This is a genomic window from Klebsiella sp. GB_Kp047 (assembly GCF_040065235.1).
In the GTDB taxonomy this organism is placed as follows: Bacteria; Pseudomonadota; Gammaproteobacteria; order Enterobacterales; family Enterobacteriaceae; genus Klebsiella; species Klebsiella quasipneumoniae.
On record NZ_JBEAJG010000003.1, the window covers coordinates 97,946 to 121,000 of the forward strand.

Sequence of the window (23,055 nt, forward strand, 5' to 3'; positions counted from 1 at the left end):
AGACCATGAATAAATAAAAGCGGCGTATGATGAGATAGGAAAATATATTCAGCAGGCGATATTACCTTTATGGTCAGCGGCTTATCCTCTTATCGTCGGCGGATGCGCAGGCCCTCTCAGCCCAACCTAATGAATAGTTACTCGGCCATTCAGAATAAAACGCCACTCGGCATTTTAGAATTTTCCACCACAAAACCGGCATAATGGCATAAAAACATCTAAACGAGACACTCATCACAGGCTAACGCGATTTTGCGCCACGGCGAGTGCTCAGACGCCGAATCGTGGGTCAAACATCACGGCAAAAAACAACATAACCATATGAAATAAAACACATTTAACAAAATAAGCAATAAAAGTAGCGTAACGGGCAGAAAACCAACCGTCGCAGAGTATTTTATCGACAAAAAGGCAATAAATAAAAATTTATAGCTAGTTGCCACTTTTAATGCAGAGATATACTCTACGCACATCAAAACAGACAGCCCAAAAACGCTATACCAACGCGCATTTTTCGGCGTTCTTGACTTCATTTTCGAGGAGCACTCCGATGTTCTCTGCGCACTCCCGCTTGCGGCACGCGGTTGCAGACACCTTTGCGATGGTGGTTTACTGCACCGTCGTCAACATGATGATCGAAATTTTTCTCTCTGGTATGACGTTTGAGCAGTCGTTATCGTCGCGCCTAGTGGCGATCCCGGTCAACATTATTATTGCTGTTCCTTACGGGATTTATCGCGATTTCGCGATGCGTCAGGCCCGGCGCATCACTCCGGCCGGCTGGATGAAAAATATGGCCGACGTGCTGGCCTACGTGACCTTTCAGTCGCCGGTATATGTCGCCATTCTGTGGAGCGTGGGTGCGGACTGGCACCAGATTGTCGCTGCGGTGAGCTCGAACCTGGCGGTATCGATGATGATGGGCGCCGCTTACGGCTACTTCCTCGACTATTGCCGCCGCCTGTTCCGCGTGGCTCCCTACCAGCAGGCAAAAGCCTGACCGACACGTTAACAGCGACTGGCTCTGCCAGTCGCTTCCTCCCGCCAGCCGATTTCGCCCGGGCCTTTATCCAGCGAATTAATTCGTCGACATGGCCGGCTTAGCTTCGCCAAATAGCCCATTCAGAAAACGCTCAAGCGCCATGCGTGAGCTAAATCCGTGCGGAATTCCATAATGCTGCTGCGCATCCCCGGCTAAATACAGCGGAAACTGTTCATAATGGTCGCAGGTTTTGATATCTGAAGCCGGTTCAGCCAGCATATTGCTGCGCTCTTTTAACGCCGGATGAATAACTAACGCTGTTCGCCCCATGCGCGCTTCGCGGTTCACATAAACATAATTATCGCCGCGGCGATAGCCGTACGCTTTTTGCGTCACAACATCCATGGTGAAGCCGGCTTTTTCAAGAACACGCGCCACCTCATCGGGTCTTAAATACATACTGATTCCTCGTTATCTTTTACCGCACATTGACCTTACCTTATTCATTAAGGGCAGTGCTTTCGGAATATTCCAGAAACCACAGCAGTAAGCATAATTCAAAATCTTGTCCTACACTTACTCACTCGATGGAATTAAGGGAGATAACGATGGCTAACCATGTGAACCGCAACAATTTTGACGATAACGCCGAAGATATTCATAACGATGTCAGCCAATTAGCGGACACGCTGGAAGAGGTGCTGAAATCGTGGGGCAGTGACGCGAAAGAGGAAGCGGAAGCGGCGCGTGCCAAAGCGCAGTCGCTGTTAAAAGAGACCCGCGCCCGCATTAATGGTCACAACCGGGTGCAGCAGGCGGCGCTGGATGCGCGCCAGGCAGCATGTGATGCGCTGGGCTGCGCCGATACCTACGTGCGCAATAAACCGTGGCACAGCGTGGGCGCCGCCGCCGCCGTCGGGGTATTTATTGGCGTATTGCTCAATTTACGTCGATAATAGCTATAGCGTTTGCTGCCGCCGCGCGATCAGCGTGCGGAAGCCCGCCAGCTTCACGGAAAGCAATGAAGATAACAAATACGCGTCAGCCCCTGCGCGCCTCTGGCCGCAGGGGTTTTTTATGCGCCATCGGGGGGGACGCCGCCGACGCCGATCGCCTCCCCCAGCCGCCGGGCCAGCGCGCCAGCCATTGCCGGCGAGCGAATATTGGTAAAACTCATCAGTAATCCCCCCTCGCCGGTATGGCGCATCCGCCAGTCGCTCAACGCCTGTACCGCCAGCCCGGCCGCCACCGCCCGTTGGGCCAACAGGCGATCGTCGCCGCTAACCGGCATGACCAGCTGAATCCCCCCTTGCTGCGGCGTAACCTGAAAGCCCTGCGCCTGCAGAGCAGACTCCAGCCACTGCCTGCGCTGGCTGTAGCTGGCGCGCATTTTTTTCAGATGACGCCAGAAATGGCCCTGCTGGATAAAATCCGCCAGCGTCTGCTGCCACAGGGTGGGAACCGTACAGGGCTGGCGCTCCACGGTCTGCTGAAAGCGCGCCGCCAGCGCGCTCGGCACCACCAGCCAGGCGGTGCGCAACGCCGGAAACATCGACTTGCTGAAGGTGCCCGCGTAGATGACCCGCTGTGGCGCATCAAGGCTTTTCAGCGGCGGCAGCGGTTTGCCGCGATAGCGAAACTCGCTATCGTAATCGTCCTCAATGATCCATGCGTCACGCTCCGCGGCCCATGCCAACAGCTGGCGACGCCGGGGCAGCGACAGCGCCACGCCCAGCGGACTCTGATGCGCCGGGGTGAGCAGGGCAAACCGCGCCTGCGGATGATGGCGCTGGCCCCAGGCGATATCCATCCCCTCGTCGTCCACCGGGATCGCATCCACCACCAGTTGCCCGGCCTCGACCACCGGGCGGATAAAGGGATATCCCGGATCTTCCATCCACATATGCTGCCCCGGCTGTGCCAGAGTACGCAGGATCAGGTTCATAGCGGTGGCATAGTTGCCGGCGATCAGCACCTGCTCCGGCTGACAGTCGATACTGCGCGACAGGCGCAGATAGTCGACGATCGCCTGACGCAGAAGCGGGTCGCCGCCGGGATCGCCGGGCGCCAGATCGAACCGCGACTGCGTGCGCAGCCGGCGCCCCATCACCCGCGCCCACAGCCCGCGCGGAAAGAGATCCAGCGCCGGGAGCCCCATCTGAAACGGCAACGGCTCCGCCGGCGCGGCAGGTTGCGCTGGCATTACCGGCGCCAGCTGGCGCGTACTGAGCCGTTCGCTGACAAAGGTTCCCGCCTGCCCGCGTCGCTCGAGCCAGCCCTGAGCGACCAGTTCGCCCCAGGCGTTTTCGATGGTTGCCCGGGAGACGCCCTGCTCCTGGGCAAACACCCGGCTGGCGGGCAGACGGCTGCCAGGAGCCAGTTCGCCCCGTTCAATGGCGGATTTCAGCTGGCGGGCAATACGCTGATAGAGAGGGAGGTGGCTGGCTTCCATTATGGTCTGCTTTTTTCATCACAATATGGCTATCTTTTGCAGTCCATTATAGTGCTATTTTGGCTGCCGTCTTAGAGAGGAGAACACCATGAGCCAATTACGTCAGCCATTCAGTGAACTAAGCCCGGAAGTCTATAAAGGGCTGGTGCAGGCCAGCCTCGCGCTGGAGAAAAGCGAACTGGGCAGCGCCCTGGTGGAGCTGGTCTATTTACGCGTGTCGCAGATCAACGGCTGCGCCTTCTGCCTTGAGAAGCACAGCCAGGCGCTGCGCAAGGGCGGCATGGCGCAGAGCAAACTGGATGCCCTGGCCGGCTGGCGGGTGAGCGACCATTTTACCCCTGCCGAACGCGCGGCACTGGCGTGGGCCGAGTCGGTCACCGACATCGCCGCCAGCCATGCGGAAGATGAGGTTTACCTGCCGCTGCGCGAACATTTTACCCCGCGTCAGATAAGCGATCTCACCTTCGCTATCAGCCTGATGAACGCCTTTAACCGCCTCGCCGTCGCCATGCGTCTGTAGTTTCGCGCAACCTTCCCCCTCCTCCGCCTGGCCATCCCGGAGGGGGAATCCTTTGCTAAAAACGCTATATATTGAGTGGTTGAAGTTTTAAATAACTACATCTAGTATTTCCTTATTGAATGGCCCACAACGTTCGACGCTACGTTTAGCGCCGTGCTGTTATCTTAAATGGAAATACGAATCATGCGCATTATTATTTACACTCGAAATGACTGCGTGCAGTGCCATGCCACCCGGCGAGCCATGGAGAGCCGGGGACTGGCCTTTGAAATGGTCAACGTCGACCAACAGCCGGATGCCGCCGACATCCTGCGCGAGCAGGGATTTCGCCAGCTGCCGGTGGTGATCGCCGGCGACCTGCGCTGGAGCGGCTTCCGCCCGGATATGATCAATCGCCTGCGTCCCTCCGTCGCGGCGGCCAGCGCATGAGCCTCATCGTCTACTTCTCCAGCCGTTCGGAGAACACCCATCGCTTTGTGCAGCGCCTGGGGCTGCCGGCGGTGCGCATCCCGCTGAACGAGCGTGAACATCTGCAGGTAGACGAGCCCTACATTCTCATCGTTCCCAGCTATGGCGGCGGCGGCACCGCCGGCGCCGTGCCGCGTCAGGCGATCCGCTTTTTAAACGACGTACATAACCGTCGACTGATCCGCGGGGTGATTGCCGCCGGCAATCGCAACTTTGGCGACGCCTGGGGGCGCGCCGGGGATGTCATCGCGCAGAAGTGCGCCGTGCCCTATCTCTACCGCTTCGAGCTGATGGGAACCCCCGACGATATCGATAACGTACGCAAAGGAGTCAGCGAATTTTGGCAACGACAACCGCAGAACGTATAACCGCCGCCGTGGATTTTCACGCCCTCAATGCGATGCTGAACTTATACGACAGCGAGGGCCGCATCCCGTTTGAGAAAGATCGCCAGGCGGTTGAGGCCTTTATGGCGACCCAGGTTCAGCCCAACACCCTCGCCTTTGCCAGCCAGGAGGATAAACTCAGCTGGCTCGTCCGCGAGGGCTATTACGATCCGCAGGTGCTGGCCGGCTATGACCGCGGGTTTGTGTTGGCGTTGTTCGACCATGCCCGGCGCGCCGCGTTTCGCTTCCAGACCTTCCTCGGGGCCTGGAAGTTCTACACCAGCTACGCGCTGAAGAGCTTTGATGGCAAACATTACCTCGAGGATTTCGCCGAACGCAGCGTAATGGTGGCCCTGACGCTGGCCCGGGGCGATGAACAGCAGGCGCGGCAGCTGACGGAGGAGATACTCAGCGGCCGCTTCCAGCCGGCTACCCCCACCTTCCTCAACGCCGGCAAACAGCAGCGCGGAGAGCTGATCTCCTGCTTCCTGCTGCGCATTGAGGATAATATGGAGTCCATCGGCCGGGCGGTGAACTCGGCGCTGCAGCTGTCGAAGCGCGGCGGCGGCGTGGCCTTTTTACTCTCTAACCTGCGCGAGGCCGGGGCGCCGATCAAGCGCATCGAAAACCAGTCCTCCGGCGTGGTGCCGGTGATGAAGATGCTGGAGGATGCCTTCTCCTATGCCAACCAGCTCGGTGCCCGCCAGGGGGCGGGGGCGGTCTGGCTGCACGCGCACCATCCGGATATTTTGCGCTTCCTTGATACCCGGCGTGAAAATGCCGATGAGAAAATCCGCATCAAAACCTTGTCGCTGGGGGTGGTGATCCCTGATATCACTTTCCAGCTGGCGAAAGAAGACGCGCAGATGGCGCTGTTCTCGCCGTATGATGTCGAACGGCTGTACGGCAAACCCTTCGCCGACTGCGCCATCGGCGACCTCTATCCGCAGCTGGTGGCCGACGAGCGGGTGGGCAAACGCTGGATCCGCGCCCGCGACCTGTTCCAGCGCCTGGCGGAGATCCAGTTTGAATCCGGCTACCCGTACATCATGTTTGAAGACACCGTGAACCGCGCCAGTCCAGTGGCCGGGCGGGTCACCATGAGCAATCTGTGTTCCGAGATCCTGCAGGTCAGTACGCCGTCCGCCTATAATGAAGACCTCAGCTATGCCCATATCGGGGAAGATATCTCCTGCAACCTCGGCTCGCTGAACATCGCCCATACCATGGACTCGCCGGATTTCGGCCGCACAATCGCCACCGCGGTGCGCGCCCTGACCGCCGTGTCCGACATGAGCCACATTCAGTCGGTCCCTTCTGTGGCGGCCGGCAACGCGGCCTCCCACGCCATCGGCCTGGGGCAGATGAATCTGCACGGTTACCTGGCGCGGGAAGGCATTGCCTACGGCAGCCCGGAGGGGCTGGACTTCACCAATATCTACTTTTACACCGTGACCTGGCACGCGCTGCACACCTCGATGCTGTTGGCTCGCGAGCGCGGTCAGCGCTTCGCCGGCTTCGAGCAGTCGCGCTACGCCAGCGGGGAGTACTTCGACAAATATCTGCATGAGGAGTGGCAGCCGAAAACCGCACGGGTCCGCGCGCTGTTCGCCCGCGCCGGCATCTCCCTGCCCGACCGGGAAAGCTGGCGCCAGCTGCGCGACGACGTCATGCGCTATGGCATTTACAACCGCTATCTGCAGGCGGTGCCGCCCACCGGCTCGATCTCGTACATCAACCATGCCACCTCCAGCATTCACCCGATCGTCTCGAAGATTGAGATCCGCAAAGAGGGGAAAACCGGACGGGTGTACTACCCCGCGCCGTTTATGAATAACGACAATCTGGCCCTCTATCAGGATGCCTACGAGATAGGGCCCCAGAAAATCATCGACACCTACGCCGAGGCGACGCGCCACGTCGATCAGGGGCTGTCGCTGACCCTGTTCTTCCCCGATACCGCCACCACCCGCGATATCAACAAGGCGCAGATCTACGCCTGGAAGAAAGGCATTAAGACGCTCTACTACATCCGACTGCGCCAGCTGGCGCTGGAAGGCACTGAAATTGAAGGCTGCGTGTCCTGCGCGCTGTAAGGAGATCAGGATGACCCATTTAACGCGCGTCAGCGCGATCAACTGGAACCGCATCGATGACGATAAAGATCTGGAGGTGTGGAACCGTCTCACCAGCAACTTCTGGCTGCCGGAGAAAGTGCCGCTGTCGAACGACATTCCCGCCTGGCAAACCCTCAGCGCGGCGGAGCAGCAGTTGACCATTCGCGTTTTTACCGGGCTGACCCTGCTCGACACCATTCAGAACACCATCGGCGCGCCGGCGCTGATGGCGGACGCCCTGACCCCGCATGAGGAGGCGGTGCTGTCGAACATCAGCTTTATGGAAGCGGTTCATGCTCGCTCTTACAGCTCCATCTTTTCCACGCTGTGCCACAGCAAGGAGGTGGATGCCGCCTTCGCCTGGAGCGAAAGCTGTGAGCCCCTGCAGCGCAAGGCGCAGCTGATGCTGGGCTACTATCAGGCCGACGAGCCGCTGAAGAAAAAAATCGCCAGCGTGTTCCTCGAATCCTTTCTCTTCTACTCCGGCTTCTGGCTGCCGATGTACTTCTCCAGCCGGGGAAAACTGACCAACACCGCGGATCTGATCCGCCTGATCATTCGCGATGAAGCGGTGCATGGCTATTACATCGGCTACAAATATCAGAAAGGACTGGAGATCGTCAGCCCCGGCAAGCGCGAAGAACTGAAAAATTTCGCCCTCGATCTGCTGATGGATCTTTACGACAACGAGCTGGCCTACAGCCGGGAACTGTACGGCGAGAGCGGCTGGTTCGACGACGTTAGCGCTTTCCTGTGCTACAACGCCAACAAAGCGCTGATGAACCTCGGCTACGAGGCGCTGTTCCCGGCGGAGATGGCGGCGGTTAATCCAGCGATCCTCGCGGCGCTGTCGCCCAACGCCGATGAAAACCACGACTTTTTCTCCGGTTCTGGCTCCTCCTACGTGATAGGAAAAATGGAAGAGACCGCCGACGACGACTGGGACTTTTAACCGTACTTTCACCAGGAATATCGCGACCGAATTCCTGGTGATCTATTTCGCAGAAAAGTGGGTTCATCTGTCAAATATTCTCTCCATGGCCTAACCGTCATCATCCCGTCATATTTAGCAGAAAACTGGTCTATTTCAGTCGAATTATCCAGAGATAATCAAAAAATATTACCCACAACAAATTACCGCTCAGCCCTTATATCACGGGGGCTGCGCCGCCATGTCCCTCACTCCATTTTGCCGAGAGTTTGTCATTAAGGGTTGTCACAGAATCTGAGTATGTTAGGGTGTAAAAAGATCATAATCACCATTGGGTACCGTATCGCAATAAACAAATAACAGGAACTTCTCTATTGCATGGCAATTAAATTAGAAATTAAAAATCTTTATAAGATATTTGGCGAGCACCCTCACCGTGCTTTCAAATATATTGAGAAAGGACTCAACAAAGCGCAAATACTGGAAAAAACGGGGCTGTCGCTTGGCGTCAAAGACGCCAGTCTGGCCATTGAAGAAGGCGAGATATTCGTCATCATGGGGCTCTCCGGTTCGGGGAAATCCACCATGGTTCGCCTTCTCAATCGCCTGATTGAACCCACCCGCGGCCAGGTGCTGATTGACGGGGTCGATATCGCGAAAATGTCGGACGCCGAGCTGCGCGAGGTGCGTCGTAAAAAAATTGCGATGGTTTTTCAATCCTTTGCACTGATGCCGCACATGAGCGTGCTCGACAACACGGCGTTTGGCATGGCGCTTGCCGGCGTCCCGGCCGCTGAGCGAGAGCAAAAAGCGCGGGAAGCGCTGCGGCAGGTGGGGCTGGAGAATTATGCCCACGCCTGGCCGGATGAACTCTCTGGCGGGATGCGTCAGCGCGTCGGTTTAGCCCGCGCCCTGGCGATTAATCCCGATATTCTGTTAATGGATGAAGCCTTCTCCGCGCTCGATCCGCTCATTCGCACCGAAATGCAGGATGAGCTGATCAAATTACAGGCTAAGCATCAGCGTACCATTGTCTTTATTTCCCATGACCTTGATGAAGCCATGCGAATTGGCGATCGTATCGCCATTATGCAAAATGGCGAAGTGGTCCAGGTCGGTACTCCGGATGAAATATTGAATAATCCGGCCAATGATTATGTCCGCACCTTCTTCCGCGGCGTCGATATTAGCCAGGTCTTCAGCGCCAAAGATATTGCCCGTCGTAGTCCGGTCGGCCTGATTCGTAAAACGCCAGGTTTTGGCCCCCGCTCAGCGCTGAAATTATTACAGGATGAAGACCGGGAATATGGCTATGTCATCGAGCGTGGTAATCGCTTTGTCGGGATTGTGTCGATCGATTCTTTGAAAACCGCGCTCAGCGCCGGCCAGGGGATCGAGGCGGCGCTGATTGACGCCCCGCTGGCGGTGGAGGCGCAAACGCCGCTCAGCGATCTGCTCTCCCACGTCGGCCACGCCCCGTGCGCCGTCCCGGTGGTGGATGAAGAACAACAATATATTGGCATCATTTCCAAACGAATGTTGCTCCAGGCTTTAGATCGCGAGGGGGTGAATCATGGCTGATCAAACCAATCCGTGGGACAGCGCCCCGGCAACCGACAACGCCGCCCAGGCTGCAGACGCCTGGGGTGGCGCTTCTACTGCCGCGCCGACCAATGGCGGCGGCGCCGACTGGCTGCACAGCGCCCCGGCGCCGCAGCCGGAACAGTTCAATATCATGGATCCGTTCCATAAGACCCTGATCCCGCTCGACAGTTGGGTGACCCACGCCATCGACTGGATCGTGCTGCACTTCCGCCCGCTGTTCCAGGGGATCCGCGTGCCGATCGACTACATTCTCAGCGCCTTTCAGCAGCTGCTGTTGGGAATGCCGGCGCCAGTGGCGATTATCGTCTTCGCGCTGATCGCCTGGCAGATCTCCAGCCTCGGCATGGGGGTCGCCACCCTGGTATCGCTGATTGCCATTGGCGCCATCGGCGCGTGGTCGCAGGCGATGGTCACCCTGGCGCTGGTCCTCACCGCCCTGCTGTTCTGCATGATCATCGGCCTGCCGCTGGGGATCTGGCTGGCGCGCAGTCCGCGGGCGGCGAAAATTATCCGCCCACTGCTGGATGCCATGCAGACCACGCCGGCCTTCGTCTACCTGGTGCCGATCGTAATGCTGTTCGGCATCGGCAACGTGCCCGGCGTGGTGGTGACGATTATCTTCGCCCTGCCGCCCATCGTCCGTCTGACCATCCTCGGGATAAACCAGGTGCCTGCGGATCTGATCGAAGCGTCGCGCTCATTTGGCGCCAGCCCGCGACAGCTGCTGTTTAAAGTTCAGCTGCCTCTGGCGATGCCCACCATTATGGCCGGGGTTAACCAGACGCTGATGCTGGCCCTGTCGATGGTGGTGATCGCCTCGATGATCGCCGTCGGCGGTCTTGGCCAGATGGTGCTGCGCGGCATTGGTCGCCTGGATATGGGCCTGGCCACCGTCGGCGGCGTGGGGATCGTGATCCTGGCGATTATTCTTGACCGCCTTACCCAGGCCGTCGGCCGCGACGCCCGCAGTCGCGGCAACCGCCGCTGGTACACCACCGGCCCGCTGGGGCTTCTCACTCGCCCTTTCTGTCGATAAGTCGATAACAGCGCCGCTCCCCGGCACCAGCCGATGCCGGGGGGCCGCCCTTCCCGTTAAACAATAAGAGGAACCACCATGCGACATAGCACGATGATGGCCACCGCCGCCTTTGCCACCCTGATCGCCACCAGCGCCTTCGCCGCCGACCTGCCGGGCAAAGGCATTACCGTCAAGCCGGCCCAGAGCACCATCTCCGAAGAGAGCTTCCAGACCCTGCTGGTCAGCCGCGCGCTGGAGAAGCTTGGCTACACCGTCGAGAAACCGAGCGAAGTGGACTATAACGTTGCCTATACCTCGATTGCCGCTGGGGATACCACCTTCATCGCCACCAACTGGCAGCCGCTGCACGATGACATGTACGCCGCGGCGGGCGGTGATAACAAATTTTACCGCAAGGGGGTATACGTCTCAGGCGCCGCCCAGGGCTATCTGATCGACAAAAAAACCGCCGAGCAGTACCACATCACCTCCATCGATCAGCTCAAAGATCCGCAGATCGCCAAACTGTTTGATACCAACAACGACGGTAAAGCGGACCTCACCGGCTGCACCCCTGGCTGGGGCTGCGAAGCGGTGATTAACCACCAGATTGACGCCTATGGCCTGAGCAAAACCGTCACCCATAACCAGGGCAACTACGCGGCGATGATGGCCGACACCATCGCCCGTTATAAAGAGGGTAAACCGGTGCTCTACTACACCTGGACGCCGTACTGGGTTAGCGACGTGCTGAAGCCTGGTAAAGATGTCGTCTGGCTGCAGGTGCCGTTCTCCTCCCTGCCGGGCGAGCAGAAAAACATCGATACCAAACTGGCCAATGGCGCCAACTATGGATTCCCGGTCAACACCATGCACATTGTCGCCAACAAAGCCTGGGCGGAGAAAAACCCGGCCGCCGCCACTCTGTTTAGCGTCATGAAGCTGCCGATCGCCGACATCAATGCCGAGAATGCGATGATGCACGAAGGCCATGCTTCTGAAGCCGACATTAACGGTCATGTTGATGGCTGGATCAAGGCCCACCAGCCGCTGTTCGACAGCTGGGTGAAAGCCGCCCTCGCCGCGCAGCAGTAACCCGCTCCCGGATAAGGCCCGACGCCTTATCCGGGCCCCCTTCCCCGCCTTTCATCCCGTCTGGGTCAGGGAAAAGCGGATTGCGGGCATTTTCATAGTGTTAAGGCGCGTCGCGCTCTGTTAAGGTGGGGACATCGGTCAATTTGCCACCTTCACATGGATCCAGCGATAAGTTATTCATATGGAAAACCCCGCGCCCTTAACCTGTGCCTTATCTGAACGCGTCGCCACCGTCGGCGAAGGCATTAAAGACAGTCTCCCCATCGTCATCAGCTACCTTCCGGTGGCATTCGCCTTCGGACTCAATGCCACCCGGTTGGGTTTCACCCCGCTGGAAAGCCTGTTTTTCTCCTGCATCATTTACGCCGGCGCCAGCCAGTTTGTGATCACCGCCATGCTGGCCGCCGGCAGTTCGCTGTGGGTCGCCGCCCTGACGGTGATGGCGATGGACGTACGCCACGTGCTGTATGGCCCCTCGCTGCGCAGCCGCATTCATACCGCGCTGAACAAAAAGAAAACCGCCCTCTGGGCCTTCGGCCTGACCGATGAGGTTTTCGCCGCCGCCACCGCCAGGCTGGTTCGCGACCACCGCCGCTGGAGCGAAAACTGGATGCTCGGTCTCGCGTTCACCTCGTGGGCATCGTGGGTGTGCGGCACGCTGGCCGGCGCCTGGTCCGGGAACGGCCTGCTGGTGGATTATCCGGCGGTGGAAGCCGCGCTCGGCTTTATGCTGCCGGCGCTGTTTATGAGCTTCCTGCTGGCCTCTTTCCAGCGCCAGCAATCCCTGTGCGTCACCGCGGCGCTGGCGGGCGCCCTGGGCGGCATTCTGTTATTTTCCATTCCGGCGGCGATCCTTGCCGGGATTGTTTGCGGGTGTCTGACGGCGCTGGTCCAGGCCATGCTGAAGGGGATGCCGGATGAACAGTGAGGTCCTTCTGCTCGGGGTGATTGTCGGCGGCGTGAACTATCTGTTTCGCTATCTTCCCCTGCGTCTGCGCGCGGGCCATGCCCGGCCTGCCCGCCGTGGCCCGGTCAGCGTGCTGCTGGATACCATCGGCATCGCCTCGATTTGCGCGCTGCTGGTGGTCTCCAGCGTGCCGGAGATCCTCGCCGATGCCCATCGTCTGGCGCCGACGCTGATCGGCTTCCTGGTGCTGGGGGGCGCCTTCTGGAAAACCCGCAGCATTATTATCCCGACCCTCCTGTCGGCGTTGGCCTACGGTCTGGCCTGGAAAATCGCCAGCGGGCTCTAAGCTTTACGTATCAATTTTGGTCAATAATTCATTTGATTTATTTGTCACAATAGTTATTATATCGGCTGTAATTAATGAGGTCATACCCAAATGGATAGTTCGTTTACTCCCATTGAGCAAATGCTCAAGTTCCGCGCCAGCCGCCATGAAGATTTCCCGTTCCAGGAGATTCTGTTAACTCGTCTTTGCATGCATATGCAAGGTAAGCTGCTGGAAAATCGCAATAAAATGCTCAAAGCGCAGGGAATTAACGAGACATTATTTATGGCGCTGATTACGCTGGAGTCGCAGGAAAACCACAGCATTCAGCCGTCCGAGCTGAGCTGTGCGCTGGGCTCGTCGCGTACCAACGCCACCCGTATCGCTGATGAACTGGAAAAACGCGGCTGGATTGAACGCCGCGAGAGCGATAACGATCGTCGCTGTCTGCATCTGCAGCTGACCGAAAAGGGCCATCAGTTTTTGCGTGAAGTCCTGCCGCCGCAGCATAACTGCCTGCATCAGCTGTGGTCTTCACTCAGCACCAGCGAAAAAGATCAGCTCGAACATATTACCCGCAAACTCCTGAGCCGCCTTGACCAGATGGAAGAAGAAGGCGTGCTGGCGGACTCTCTACGCTAAGGGCGGCGTCGCTCAGCCCATTTTTACGTTGCAAGGAAAACAGCCAGGCCAGCAGATCTCTGCTGGCCTTTCTGATAAACAGGTCGGCTCAGCCGATGTGAAATAATAAGATCGTGGAGAATAACATGAGCGCAAATGCGGAGAGCCAAACCCCGCAGCAACCAGGCAGCAAAAAAGGGAAGCGTAAAGGCGCCCTTCTGTTGCTGACATTGCTCTTCATTATTATTGCCGTGGCATATGGGATTTACTGGTTTCTGGTACTGCGTCACTACGAAGAGACCGACGATGCCTACGTGGCAGGGAACCAGGTACAAATTATGGCCCAGGTCTCGGGCAGCGTGACCAAAGTCTGGGCTGACAACACGGACTACGTGCAGAAAGGCGATCCGCTGGTCACCCTCGATCAGACCGATGCCCAACAGGCGTTTGAGAAAGCCAAGACGCAGCTGGCCGCCAGCGTGCGTCAAACCCGTCAGCAGATGATCAACAGCAAGCAGCTGCAGGCGAATATTGACGTCAAAAAGACCGCCCTCGCCCAGGCGCAGGCTGACCTGAACCGCCGCATCCCGCTGGGCGCGGCGAACCTCATCGGCCGCGAAGAGCTGCAGCACGCCCGCGACACCGTCGCCAGCGCGCAGGCCGAGCTTGACGTGGCCATCCAGCAGTACAACGCCAACCAGGCGATCGTGCTGGGTACCAAACTCGAACAGCAGCCGGCGGTGCTGCAGGCGGCGACCGAAGTGCGTAACGCCTGGCTGGCCCTGCAGCGTACGCAGATCGTCAGCCCGATTAGCGGCTACGTTTCCCGTCGCTCGGTACAGCCTGGCGCGCAGATCGGCACCACCACGCCGCTGATGGCGGTGGTTCCGGCAACTAACCTGTGGATCGACGCTAACTTTAAAGAGACCCAGCTGGCGCATATGCGCATTGGCCAGCCGGCCACGGTGATCAGCGACATCTATGGCGATGACGTGAAATACACCGGCAAGGTGGTTGGTCTGGATATGGGGACCGGGAGCGCCTTCTCCCTGCTGCCGGCGCAGAACGCCACCGGTAACTGGATCAAAGTGGTACAGCGTCTGCCGGTCCGCATAGAACTGGATGAAAAACAGCTGGCGGAACACCCGCTGCGCATCGGCCTCTCGACGTTGGTAGAAGTTAACACCACCGATCGCGATGGCGAAATGCTGGCAAGCCAGGTGCGGAGCTCCCCGGTCTACGAGAGCAACGCCCGCGAAATCGCTCTCGATCCGGTCAATAAGCTGATAGACGAGATCATTCAGGCCAACGCCGGATAATTCGGGGTGAGTGTAATGCAACAGCAAAAACCGCTGGAAGGCGCGCAGCTGGTCATCATGACCATTGCGCTGTCGCTCGCGACGTTCATGCAGGTGCTGGATTCCACTATCGCCAACGTGGCGATCCCGACCATCGCCGGTAACCTTGGCTCATCGCTGAGCCAGGGGACCTGGGTCATCACTTCGTTCGGGGTCGCTAACGCCATCTCCATTCCGATCACCGGATGGCTGGCCAAGCGCGTGGGCGAGGTGAAGCTGTTCCTGTGGTCCACCACCGCTTTCGCCATCGCCTCCTGGGCCTGCGGCGTCTCCAACAGCCTGACGATGCTGATCTTCTTCCGCGTCATTCAGGGGATTGTTGCCGGGCCGCTGATCCCGCTGTCGCAAAGTCTGTTGCTCAGCAACTATCCGCCGGCGAAACGCTCTATCGCCCTGGCGCTGTGGTCGATGACGGTGATCGTCGCTCCCATCTGCGGCCCGATCCTCGGCGGCTATATCAGCGATAACTACCACTGGGGATGGATCTTCTTTATCAACGTGCCCATTGGCGTGGCGGTGGTGCTGATGACCCTGCAGACCCTGCGCAACCGGGAAACCAAAACCGAACAGCGGCGTATCGACGGCGTCGGCCTGGCGCTGCTGATCATCGGTATCGGTAGTCTGCAGGTGATGCTGGACCGGGGCAAAGAGCTGGACTGGTTCTCCTCCAATGAAATTATCATTCTGACCATCGTGGCGGTGGTGGCGATAAGCTTCCTGATCGTCTGGGAGCTGACCGACGATAACCCGATTGTCGATCTGTCGCTGTTTAAGTCGCGCAACTTCACCATCGGCTGCCTCTGCATCAGCCTGGCCTACATGCTCTACTTCGGGGCCATCGTGCTGCTGCCGCAGCTGTTGCAGGAGGTCTACGGCTACACTGCGACCTGGGCCGGCCTGGCGTCAGCGCCGGTGGGGGTGATCCCGGTCATTCTGTCGCCGATTATCGGCCGCTTTGCGCATAAGCTCGATATGCGGCGGCTGGTCACCTTCAGCTTTATCATGTACGCCGTCTGCTTCTACTGGCGCGCCTGGACCTTCGAACCGGGGATGGACTTTGGCGCCTCGGCGTGGCCGCAGTTTATCCAGGGCTTCGCGGTGGCCTGCTTCTTCATGCCGTTGACCACCATCACCCTTTCCGGCCTGCCGCCGGAGCGGCTGGCGGCGGCGTCGAGCTTGTCGAACTTCACCCGTACCCTTGCTGGCTCCATCGGGACCTCGATCACCACCACCCTGTGGACCAACCGCGAGGCGCTGCACCATGCGCAGCTCACCGAATCGGTGACGCCGTTCAACCCCAACGCGCAGCAGATCTACGATCAGCTGCAGGGGATGGGAATGACGCAGCAACAGGCGTCCGGCTGGATAGCACAGCAGATAACCAACCAGGGGCTGATTATCTCTGCCAACGAAATCTTCTGGATCTCAGCGGCCATTTTCATCCTGCTGTTGGGACTGGTATGGTTCGCCAGACCCCCGTTCAGCGCCGGCGGCGGCGGCGGCGGCGCGCACTAAGCCTCACATTAAGGGACCGGCGGGTCCCTTTTTTACGCCTTCAGGTTGTCCAGTTCTCGCTAGTTTCTGTCTCGTTTGCGAAAGCCCGCCCGCCGGCGCTCGGGCAGGATAAAGGCAGACTATTAAGGAGAACACTATGCTGAGCCATCCTGCTGAAAAGTACCGTCCCTATCCGCCGATCGCTCTTCCCGACCGCCGCTGGCCTGACCGGCAAATCAGCCACGCCCCACGCTGGCTGTCGACTGACCTGCGCGACGGCAACCAGGCGCTGGCCGAGCCCATGGACAGCGCCCGCAAACTGCAGTTCTGGGATCTGCTGCTGGAGTGCGGCTTTAAAGAGATTGAGGTCGCCTTCCCTTCCGCTTCACAAACCGACTTCAACTTTGTCCGCCAGCTGATTGACGAACAGCGCATCCCGGAGGATGTCACTATCCAGGTGCTGACCCAGGCGCGAGACCCGCTGATCCTGCGCACCTTTGAGGCGCTGCGCGGCGCCCGCCGGGCCACCGTCCACCTCTACAATGCCACCGCGCCGCTGTTCCGCGAGCTGGTTTTCGGCATGGACAAGGCCGAGGTGATCGCCCTCGCGACCCGCGCCACCCGGCTTATCCGTCAGCAGTGCGAACAGCAGCCAGAGACCCGCTGGCAATATGAATATTCGCCTGAAACCTTCTGCTTCACCGAGCCCGAGTTTGCGCTTGAGATTTGCGAAGCGGTGGCGGATGTCTGGCAGCCCTGCGCCGAGCGACCGATGATCGTCAATCTGCCGGCGACGGTGGAAGTCAACACCCCGAATGTCTATGCCGATCAGATCGAATATTTTTGCCGCCACTTCTCCCGCCGCGGCGAAGTCTGCATCAGCGTGCATCCGCACAATGACCGCGGCACCGGCGTCGCCAGCGCCGAGCTGGCGGTGATGGCCGGTGCCGACCGGGTGGAAGGCTGCCTGTTTGGCAACGGCGAACGCACCGGCAATGTCTGTCTGGTGACGCTGGCGATGAATCTCTACAGCCAGGGCATCGACCCTGAGCTTCGCTTCGAGCAGATGAACCGGGTGGTGGAAGTGGTGGAAAACTGCAATCAGATCCCCGTTCACCCGCGCCACCCGTGGGCGGGAAGTCTGGCTTACACCGCCTTCTCCGGCTCCCATCAGGATGCGATCAAAAAAGGATTTGATGCCCGTCAGCCTGGCGACCCGTGGCGGATGCCCTATCTGCCGATTGACCCGCAGGATATTGGCTGCAGCTATGAGGCGGTGATCCGCGTCAACAGCCAGTCGGGGAAAAGCGGCAGCGCCTGGCTTATCGAACAAAATCATGGCCTGAAGCTGCCCCGCGGGCTGCAGCAGGACTTCAGCCAGCACGTTCAGCAGGTCACCGATAGCGACGGCAAAGAGATGACCCACCATGCGCTGTGGCAGCTGTTCCGCACGCGCTACGGGCTGCAGACGCAGTCTGCGCTGACGCTGGTCGATTATCAGAGCGCCAGCCAGCAGAATGGCCAGCTTTCCCTGCAGGCAACGCTGCGTCACCACGGCGAAACCCGACGCCTGCAGGGCCAGGGCAACGGCCTGCTCTCCGCCGCAGCCAGCGGCCTCAGCGCGCTGTTTCGGCAACCGTTTATGATCAAGGACTATCATGAGCATACCCTCGGCGCGCGCAGCGACAGCCGGTCGGTGGCCTATATCCGCTGCGTTTTTCCGCAAGGAGAAAGCTACTGGGGCGTGGGTATCGATAATGACGTGGCGCGCGCCTCGCTGCAGGCGCTGTGCAATGCGCTCAGCGCCGCCGATCAGGCCGGGGGACGAAAATAGTCGCTGGGGGCGACGCCCATCACCCGACGAAACATGGCGCTGAAGGCGCTGTGGCTGCCGTAGCCCAGCTCCAGCGCCACCCGCAGCACGGAGTGGCCCTGCGCCAGGCGAATCAGCGCTTCCATTAGCTTCGCCCGGCGCACCCACTCGCGCCACGTCAGGCTAGTCTGCTGCTGAAAATGGCGGTTCAGGGTTCGCTCGCTCATGCTGCACGCCTTCGCCGCCTGGCTGCTGCTCCAGACGTCGCCCGGCGCCTCGCGCACCTGCTGGCACAGCCGGCGCAGCGTTTCGCTTTGCGGCTCCGGCAGGCCAAACGGCAGGATCGCCATCCCGCGGATCTCATCGAGGATCAGCTCATAAATCCGTTCGTCGCGGCTGGCGGGGGCATAACGCTCGGCCAGCGCCAGGGAGGAGACAATCAGTTCCCGCAGCAGGGGCGTGATCTGTACGATCTGACAGCCCGCCGGAAGATCGGCGCGCGCCAGCGGATCGATAAACAGCGTTCGCGCCGCCACGTTGCCGGTCATGCGCAGCGCGTGGGGCGTTCCCGCCGGCAGCCAGACGCCGCGTCCGGGCGGCACCACCCAGTAGCCTGCCGGCGTCGCCACCCGCACCACGCCGCTTAAAATATGCAGCAGCTGGGCGCAGTCATGCTGATGCCAGTCTTCCTGGTCACCGTGAGCATAATCATGGGCAAAGGGCACCAGCGGGCGGTGCTGAAAGGAGAAGGTGGTGGTCGTCGTCATGGCGGCGTCGGGAAAGCGGCCCGGCGACAGGCGTCGGGCCGCGGCGGAAGCACTAGATGTGCAGTTCCTGCAGTTTTTCTTTCGGCAACGCCAGTTCGTCGTTGCTGTTGATGCGCACATCGCGCTCGATGATATGACGAGCGATCTCCTGCGCCTCTTCCAGCGAGTGCATGGTGTAGGTCCCGCACTGGTAGACGTTCAGCTCCGGGATCTGGTTCTGATCTTTCACCTTCAGCACGTCGGCCATCGCCGCTTTCCAGGCGTCGGCGACGCGCTGCTCGTCCGGCGTACCAATCAGGCTCATATAGAACCCGGTGCGGCAGCCCATCGGCGAAATGTCGATAATTTCCACGCCATTCCCGTTCAGGTGATCGCGCATAAAGCCGGCGAACAGGTGCTCGAGGGTGTGGATACCGCGCTCCGGCATCACTTCCTGGTTCGGCACGCAGAAGCGCAGATCGAATACGGTGATTTCATCGCCATGCGGCGTGTTCATTTTCTTCGCGACACGCACCGCTGGGGCTTCCATTCGGGTATGGTCGACTGTGAAACTATCTAACAACGGCATTCGTCACCTCCGGGAGTGAATTTTTTAAAATAAAATGAACTCTTTGTTCAGCCGCGAGTCTCAGTATATGAAAGACGCGCATTTATTATCATCATCATCCCTGAATCAGAGATGAAAGTTTGGCCACAGTGATGTGGCCTTTTTCTTTTCCAGCGCTTCGACCGCTACGCGTGCCGCGCCAACAGCGCCTCAAACGGCTCGCTGTCTTCCGCTTCTATTTTCTTCTGTCGCGCCACCGACGCGTCACGCTCGGCGATGAAATCTTCTTCGCTCAGGATCTCCAGCGGCTCTTCACGCAGCTGGGTCCGGTAACGATCGGCCAGCGCACGGCCGGTTCCACCAATCCCTTCTTCAATCATAGAACGCAGAATGCGGGCTGAGAAGGTTAATTCCGGATCGTCAAAACAGGCCAGCAGCTCATCGCAGACCTGTTGATAGGCCTCGCCGCCGTGAATGCTGTCCAGCGTCTGCGCTACACGGCGTAAATCGCGGAACAGATCTTTACCCACCTGCGCCAGCGGGAACTGCGCGCTTTCGCAGCCGATGCCCAACGTTAAGCCCGGCTTACGCCCTTCCAGAATCACCCGATTCCAGTTGGTGCGGGTGCACAGCAGCTCATCGCTGCTCATCTCCGGCGCGTCGGCCAGCGCGCACCAGACCATAAACAGGTCGAGGAAACGCACCTGCTGGGCGTCTACGCCGATCGGCGAGAAGGGATTGATATCCAGCGAACGCACTTCGATATACTCAATACCACCGCGCAACAGCGCATCAGACGGGGTTTCGCCCCGACGGGTGACGCGTTTCGGGCGGATCGGCGCATAGAGTTCGTTTTCAATCTGCAGGATATTGCTGTTGATCTGCAGATACTTACCGTCTTTTTCCAGCCCGATTTTGGCGTACTCTTCCGACGGCGTTTTAATCGCGCGCTTCAATCCTGCCACATACTCGTGCAGATCGTTAAACGTAATTCCGAGATTGCTTTGCGACTTATTGGTATAACCAAGGTCGCTGAGGCGCAGCGAGGTGGCGTACGGCAAGTAATACATGCCGTTGCCCGTCTCCTCAAAGGGCAGCGTCGTCGGCTTTCCTTGCAGGAACGAAGCGCAAATCGCCGGCGAGGCGCCGAACAGATACGGGATCACCCAGCCAAAGCGATAGTAGTTACGAATTGAGCGGAAATAGCCCGCCGAAATGGCCTCTTTACCACTCTCAGCGTCTTCCACACCACATTTAGCCTGCCAGAAGGCCATCGGTAGGGAGAAGTTATAGTGCACGCCGGAGATAGTCTGCATCAGCGCGCCATAGCGGTTCTTCAGCCCCTCGCGATATAGCGTTTTCAGGCGCCCCACGTTAGAGGTGCCGTACTGCGCCAGCTCAATATCCTGACCGGGGGCGATATAGCATGGCATACTCAGCGGCCACATCCGCTCGTCGCCAAGCTGACGCGCGGTATAGCGATGGACATCGCGCATAAAGGTCAGCATATGCTCAATATCGCCATCTACTGGCGTAATGAACTCAAGTAAAGCTTCGGCAAAATCGGTGGTAATCCATTTATGCGTCAGCGCTGAGCCTAACGCCGGAGGGTGACCGGTCGTTGCAAGGGTGCCGTCTGCGTTCACGCGCAGCGTCTCCCGCTCCAGACCACGTTGAATACCCTGCAGGGCCTGCGGATGTTTTTCCAGCCAGGCCAGCGCCTGTGATACGTCCGGGATCAATTTGACCTCCCGCCTGTCGAAATCGTTTGAATAAGCATAATTGTAATGGATGAACTATCAGTCCAATTAGTGCCACCACGTCATGCCCTGAAGCGTCGCTGCTGCAATGACGATATAGCGCAGCGCCTTTCCAAGGCATAAGAAAAAGAGTACCGGTCCCCAGGAAATGCGCATCCATCCCGCCAGCAAACACAGTAAATCGCCGACAACCGGCGCCCAGCTCAGTAACAGCGTGACCGCGCCGTAGCGCTTAAGCCAGCCGGCCGCCCGCTCCTGCCAGCGCGAGGTTTTGCGCAGCGGAAACAGGCGCCCCAGAATAACGTTAGTTACCCCTCCAAGGCTATTGCCGATTGTTGCTATTAATACTAACCACCACGGATGACTGACCCCCGCAAGTAGCATAGCCACCAGCACAACCTCCGAATTGCCGGGAAGCAGCGTGGCGCTTAAAAAGCTACTGGCAAACAGCGAGAGGAGTGACAGCGCGTCGCTCACAGCAAACGCACGTCTACAGCGTCCATTCCCGCGCGCTTCGCCGCCTGCAGACCAAAGTCGGCATCTTCGAAGACCACGCATTTTTCCGGCGCGACGCCCATGCGCTCGGCGCACAGCAGGAAGGTATCGGGCGCGGGTTTATGGTTGACCACATGATCGGCCGCCACCACCGCGGAGAAGTAATGACGCAGGCCCAGGTGCGCCAGCAGCGCTTCGGCGACGGCGCTTTCGCTACCGGTGCCGACCGACATCGGGCGACGGCCGTGCCACGCCTTGACCACCTCGATCAGCGGCAATGGACGTACGCTGTCCAGCAGCATCGCCTTAACGGCCAGGGTTTTTTCCTGCGCCAGGCGATGTGGATCGAGATCCGCCTGGTTGAGTTCAATAATCGCCTGGGCAATCCGCCAGGTCGGTGAGCCATTGAGGGCAACCATCGCCTGTTCGTCGAAACGCATACCGTAGCGGCCCAGCACCTCATTCCATGCCTGACGATGGGTCGGCTCGGTATCGAGGATAGTGCCATCCATATCAAAGATCAGTCCTGCGTAACCTTCGTACATCGTCTTCTCACCAACCGGTTAATGAATGGTTACTGTAACGCAAAAGCCGGTCGTTGTCGCGGCCAGCGGCGCAGACGACAAAGGCGCCCACAGGCGCCTTCAGGCATCAGACCGGATAGGCGGCCTTATTTAATACGCAGATCGTTTTCGACCATTCGCACGCCCTGCACCCGACGGGTGACCTCCACCGCCCGTTTAGCGCTTTCCGCGGAGGAGACAAATCCACTCAGTTGGACGCGGCCTTTAAAGGTCTGGACGCTGATTTCAGAGGACTTGATGTCTTTATCGTTAAAGAGCGCCGTTTTCACCTTGGTGGTCACCACGGTATCGTCAATATAGCCGCCCGTACTCTCCTTTGTAGCCGATCCCGCACAGCCAGCGAGGGCCGTCGCCACCAGCAGCGTTGCGCAAAAAGCAGGTATTGCTTTGAACCATTTCATGGATTTCTCTCCTTGCATTTATCTCAGCCTGATAACGCTGATATACAAGGATAAATTATAGTGGAAAGCGCGGCTTGCCAATAAAAAAGTCAGGATGAAACTGGCGATGGGAAACGCGGTTATCGGGATGGTGAGAGAAGAGTGAAGATGATGCATTCAGAACGGGTGCTGCGATAATTTCGCAGCCTATGTAACAACATCATCGCTGTTATTAAGGAGAATATGGTGCATCCGGGAGGATGATTCGGCTTCGCCTCACCCTTCGGGCCGTTGCTTACGCAACGTTATCCTCCCTGGTGCTGGCGATGATTTCGCAGACCATAAAACAACATCGTCGCTGTTATTAAGGAGAATATGGTGCATCCGGGAGGATTCGAACCTCCGACCGCTCGGTTCGTAGCCGAGTACT

Annotated in this window: 24 protein-coding genes; 16 read left to right on the forward strand and 8 right to left on the reverse strand. The window is 58.9% G+C overall.

Annotated features, from left to right (window positions below; genetic code table 11):
- The first annotated feature begins 550 nt into the window (after positions 1-550).
- Positions 551-1,000 (forward strand): L-alanine exporter AlaE, encoded by a 450-nt coding sequence (gene alaE / locus ABLV76_RS03255; protein ID WP_004205719.1) that lies wholly within the window; start codon positions 551-553, stop codon positions 998-1,000.
- A gap of 78 nt (positions 1,001-1,078) precedes the next feature.
- Here alaE and ABLV76_RS03260 read toward each other — a convergent pair whose 3' ends face one another.
- The gene (locus ABLV76_RS03260; RefSeq protein ID WP_004205718.1) at positions 1,079-1,441 is read right to left on the reverse strand and encodes a DUF2002 family protein; all 363 of its coding nucleotides are present in this window, start codon (positions 1,439-1,441) and stop codon (positions 1,079-1,081) included.
- Positions 1,442-1,590: 149 nt separating this feature from the next.
- On the opposite strand from ABLV76_RS03260, the gene ABLV76_RS03265 reads away from it, so the two are divergent.
- Positions 1,591-1,938 (forward strand): DUF883 family protein, encoded by a 348-nt coding sequence (locus tag ABLV76_RS03265; protein WP_004205716.1) that lies wholly within the window; start codon positions 1,591-1,593, stop codon positions 1,936-1,938.
- A 119-nt stretch (positions 1,939-2,057) separates the two neighbouring features.
- Here the strand turns inward: ABLV76_RS03265 and ABLV76_RS03270 are convergent, their stop codons facing one another.
- Positions 2,058-3,434 (reverse strand): PLP-dependent aminotransferase family protein, encoded by a 1,377-nt coding sequence (locus ABLV76_RS03270; RefSeq protein WP_348878184.1) that lies wholly within the window; start codon positions 3,432-3,434, stop codon positions 2,058-2,060.
- Positions 3,435-3,522: 88 nt separating this feature from the next.
- On the opposite strand from ABLV76_RS03270, the gene ABLV76_RS03275 reads away from it, so the two are divergent.
- The 14 genes from ABLV76_RS03275 to leuA all read left to right on the forward strand — a co-directional run bounded on the left by ABLV76_RS03275 (position 3,523) and on the right by leuA (position 18,113).
- Positions 3,523-3,954 (forward strand): carboxymuconolactone decarboxylase family protein, encoded by a 432-nt coding sequence (locus tag ABLV76_RS03275; RefSeq protein ID WP_004205714.1) that lies wholly within the window; start codon positions 3,523-3,525, stop codon positions 3,952-3,954.
- Between the two features lie 183 nt (positions 3,955-4,137).
- The gene (nrdH, locus tag ABLV76_RS03280) at positions 4,138-4,383 is read left to right on the forward strand and encodes a glutaredoxin-like protein NrdH (protein ID WP_004205709.1); all 246 of its coding nucleotides are present in this window, start codon (positions 4,138-4,140) and stop codon (positions 4,381-4,383) included.
- Positions 4,380-4,790, forward strand: coding sequence for a class Ib ribonucleoside-diphosphate reductase assembly flavoprotein NrdI (nrdI, locus tag ABLV76_RS03285; RefSeq protein ID WP_004205706.1), 411 nt, complete (start codon positions 4,380-4,382; stop codon positions 4,788-4,790). The genes nrdH and nrdI overlap by 4 nt, the downstream gene beginning before the upstream one ends.
- The gene (gene nrdE / locus ABLV76_RS03290) at positions 4,763-6,904 is read left to right on the forward strand and encodes a class 1b ribonucleoside-diphosphate reductase subunit alpha (RefSeq protein WP_017900618.1); all 2,142 of its coding nucleotides are present in this window, start codon (positions 4,763-4,765) and stop codon (positions 6,902-6,904) included. The genes nrdI and nrdE overlap by 28 nt, the downstream gene beginning before the upstream one ends.
- 10 nt (positions 6,905-6,914) lie before the next feature.
- A complete protein-coding gene (gene nrdF, locus ABLV76_RS03295) occupies positions 6,915-7,877 on the forward strand; it encodes a class 1b ribonucleoside-diphosphate reductase subunit beta (RefSeq protein ID WP_004205704.1) in 963 nt (320 codons plus the stop codon).
- A 357-nt stretch (positions 7,878-8,234) separates the two neighbouring features.
- Positions 8,235-9,437, forward strand: a complete 1,203-nt coding sequence (gene proV / locus ABLV76_RS03300) for a glycine betaine/L-proline ABC transporter ATP-binding protein ProV (RefSeq protein ID WP_002914328.1) — start codon at positions 8,235-8,237, stop codon at positions 9,435-9,437.
- Entirely contained in the window at positions 9,430-10,497 is a 1,068-nt protein-coding gene (gene proW, locus ABLV76_RS03305) for a glycine betaine/L-proline ABC transporter permease ProW (RefSeq protein WP_004205702.1), read from the forward strand. The genes proV and proW overlap by 8 nt, the downstream gene beginning before the upstream one ends.
- Before the next feature lie 78 nt (positions 10,498-10,575).
- Positions 10,576-11,574, forward strand: a complete 999-nt coding sequence (proX, locus tag ABLV76_RS03310; protein WP_023290755.1) for a glycine betaine/L-proline ABC transporter substrate-binding protein ProX — start codon at positions 10,576-10,578, stop codon at positions 11,572-11,574.
- A 181-nt stretch (positions 11,575-11,755) separates the two neighbouring features.
- Positions 11,756-12,502: an AzlC family ABC transporter permease gene (locus tag ABLV76_RS03315; RefSeq protein WP_017900616.1), complete on the forward strand. Its 747-nt coding sequence runs from the start codon at positions 11,756-11,758 to the stop codon at positions 12,500-12,502.
- Positions 12,492-12,827, forward strand: coding sequence for an L-valine transporter subunit YgaH (ygaH, locus tag ABLV76_RS03320; protein ID WP_004205699.1), 336 nt, complete (start codon positions 12,492-12,494; stop codon positions 12,825-12,827). The genes ABLV76_RS03315 and ygaH overlap by 11 nt, the downstream gene beginning before the upstream one ends.
- A 90-nt stretch (positions 12,828-12,917) precedes the next feature.
- Positions 12,918-13,448 carry a transcriptional repressor MprA gene (gene mprA, locus ABLV76_RS03325; protein ID WP_002914337.1) on the forward strand — a complete coding sequence of 177 codons (531 nt, stop codon included), beginning with the start codon at positions 12,918-12,920 and terminating at the stop codon, positions 13,446-13,448.
- A 125-nt stretch (positions 13,449-13,573) separates the two neighbouring features.
- Positions 13,574-14,746 carry a multidrug efflux MFS transporter periplasmic adaptor subunit EmrA gene (emrA, locus tag ABLV76_RS03330; protein WP_004205697.1) on the forward strand — a complete coding sequence of 391 codons (1,173 nt, stop codon included), beginning with the start codon at positions 13,574-13,576 and terminating at the stop codon, positions 14,744-14,746.
- 15 nt (positions 14,747-14,761) lie between these two features.
- Entirely contained in the window at positions 14,762-16,300 is a 1,539-nt protein-coding gene (emrB, locus tag ABLV76_RS03335; protein ID WP_002914342.1) for a multidrug efflux MFS transporter permease subunit EmrB, read from the forward strand.
- 136 nt (positions 16,301-16,436) lie between these two features.
- Entirely contained in the window at positions 16,437-18,113 is a 1,677-nt protein-coding gene (gene leuA / locus ABLV76_RS03340) for a 2-isopropylmalate synthase (RefSeq protein WP_064178267.1), read from the forward strand.
- Here leuA and ABLV76_RS03345 read toward each other — a convergent pair.
- The 6 genes from ABLV76_RS03345 to ABLV76_RS03370 form a co-directional block, all read right to left on the reverse strand.
- Positions 18,092-18,859 carry a helix-turn-helix transcriptional regulator gene (locus tag ABLV76_RS03345; protein WP_032456498.1) on the reverse strand — a complete coding sequence of 256 codons (768 nt, stop codon included), beginning with the start codon at positions 18,857-18,859 and terminating at the stop codon, positions 18,092-18,094. The two genes, leuA and ABLV76_RS03345, sit on opposite strands and share 22 nt — an antisense overlap.
- 52 nt (positions 18,860-18,911) lie before the next feature.
- Positions 18,912-19,427 (reverse strand): S-ribosylhomocysteine lyase, encoded by a 516-nt coding sequence (gene luxS / locus ABLV76_RS03350; protein WP_004205694.1) that lies wholly within the window; start codon positions 19,425-19,427, stop codon positions 18,912-18,914.
- A gap of 164 nt (positions 19,428-19,591) precedes the next feature.
- Positions 19,592-21,148, reverse strand: coding sequence for a glutamate--cysteine ligase (gene gshA, locus ABLV76_RS03355; RefSeq protein WP_004205693.1), 1,557 nt, complete (start codon positions 21,146-21,148; stop codon positions 19,592-19,594).
- Positions 21,149-21,214: 66 nt separating this feature from the next.
- Positions 21,215-21,643, reverse strand: a complete 429-nt coding sequence (locus ABLV76_RS03360) for a YqaA family protein (RefSeq protein WP_004205691.1) — start codon at positions 21,641-21,643, stop codon at positions 21,215-21,217.
- The gene (gene yqaB, locus ABLV76_RS03365) at positions 21,640-22,206 is read right to left on the reverse strand and encodes a fructose-1-phosphate/6-phosphogluconate phosphatase (protein WP_004205690.1); all 567 of its coding nucleotides are present in this window, start codon (positions 22,204-22,206) and stop codon (positions 21,640-21,642) included. The genes ABLV76_RS03360 and yqaB overlap by 4 nt, the downstream gene beginning before the upstream one ends.
- Before the next feature lie 125 nt (positions 22,207-22,331).
- Entirely contained in the window at positions 22,332-22,646 is a 315-nt protein-coding gene (locus ABLV76_RS03370) for a BON domain-containing protein (RefSeq protein ID WP_004205689.1), read from the reverse strand.
- Between the last annotated feature and the right edge of the window lie 409 nt (positions 22,647-23,055).

What these genes read in the sequence shown, in the direction of transcription:
- alaE (WP_004205719.1), top strand. Translation starts at nt 551, where the DNA reads ATGTTCTCTGCGCACTCCCGCTTGCGGCACGCGGTTGCAGACACCTTT.
- ABLV76_RS03260 (WP_004205718.1), bottom strand. Translation starts at nt 1,441, where the DNA reads ATGTATTTAAGACCCGATGAGGTGGCGCGTGTTCTTGAAAAAGCCGGC.
- ABLV76_RS03265 (WP_004205716.1), top strand. Translation starts at nt 1,591, where the DNA reads ATGGCTAACCATGTGAACCGCAACAATTTTGACGATAACGCCGAAGAT.
- ABLV76_RS03270 (WP_348878184.1), bottom strand. Translation starts at nt 3,434, where the DNA reads ATGGAAGCCAGCCACCTCCCTCTCTATCAGCGTATTGCCCGCCAGCTG.
- ABLV76_RS03275 (WP_004205714.1), top strand. Translation starts at nt 3,523, where the DNA reads ATGAGCCAATTACGTCAGCCATTCAGTGAACTAAGCCCGGAAGTCTAT.
- nrdH (WP_004205709.1), top strand. Translation starts at nt 4,138, where the DNA reads ATGCGCATTATTATTTACACTCGAAATGACTGCGTGCAGTGCCATGCC.
- nrdI (WP_004205706.1), top strand. Translation starts at nt 4,380, where the DNA reads ATGAGCCTCATCGTCTACTTCTCCAGCCGTTCGGAGAACACCCATCGC.
- nrdF (WP_004205704.1), top strand. Translation starts at nt 6,915, where the DNA reads ATGACCCATTTAACGCGCGTCAGCGCGATCAACTGGAACCGCATCGAT.
- proV (WP_002914328.1), top strand. Translation starts at nt 8,235, where the DNA reads ATGGCAATTAAATTAGAAATTAAAAATCTTTATAAGATATTTGGCGAG.
- proW (WP_004205702.1), top strand. Translation starts at nt 9,430, where the DNA reads ATGGCTGATCAAACCAATCCGTGGGACAGCGCCCCGGCAACCGACAAC.
- proX (WP_023290755.1), top strand. Translation starts at nt 10,576, where the DNA reads ATGCGACATAGCACGATGATGGCCACCGCCGCCTTTGCCACCCTGATC.
- ABLV76_RS03315 (WP_017900616.1), top strand. Translation starts at nt 11,756, where the DNA reads ATGGAAAACCCCGCGCCCTTAACCTGTGCCTTATCTGAACGCGTCGCC.
- ygaH (WP_004205699.1), top strand. Translation starts at nt 12,492, where the DNA reads ATGAACAGTGAGGTCCTTCTGCTCGGGGTGATTGTCGGCGGCGTGAAC.
- mprA (WP_002914337.1), top strand. Translation starts at nt 12,918, where the DNA reads ATGGATAGTTCGTTTACTCCCATTGAGCAAATGCTCAAGTTCCGCGCC.
- emrA (WP_004205697.1), top strand. Translation starts at nt 13,574, where the DNA reads ATGAGCGCAAATGCGGAGAGCCAAACCCCGCAGCAACCAGGCAGCAAA.
- emrB (WP_002914342.1), top strand. Translation starts at nt 14,762, where the DNA reads ATGCAACAGCAAAAACCGCTGGAAGGCGCGCAGCTGGTCATCATGACC.
- leuA (WP_064178267.1), top strand. Translation starts at nt 16,437, where the DNA reads ATGCTGAGCCATCCTGCTGAAAAGTACCGTCCCTATCCGCCGATCGCT.
- ABLV76_RS03345 (WP_032456498.1), bottom strand. Translation starts at nt 18,859, where the DNA reads ATGACGACGACCACCACCTTCTCCTTTCAGCACCGCCCGCTGGTGCCC.
- luxS (WP_004205694.1), bottom strand. Translation starts at nt 19,427, where the DNA reads ATGCCGTTGTTAGATAGTTTCACAGTCGACCATACCCGAATGGAAGCC.
- yqaB (WP_004205690.1), bottom strand. Translation starts at nt 22,206, where the DNA reads ATGTACGAAGGTTACGCAGGACTGATCTTTGATATGGATGGCACTATC.
- ABLV76_RS03370 (WP_004205689.1), bottom strand. Translation starts at nt 22,646, where the DNA reads ATGAAATGGTTCAAAGCAATACCTGCTTTTTGCGCAACGCTGCTGGTG.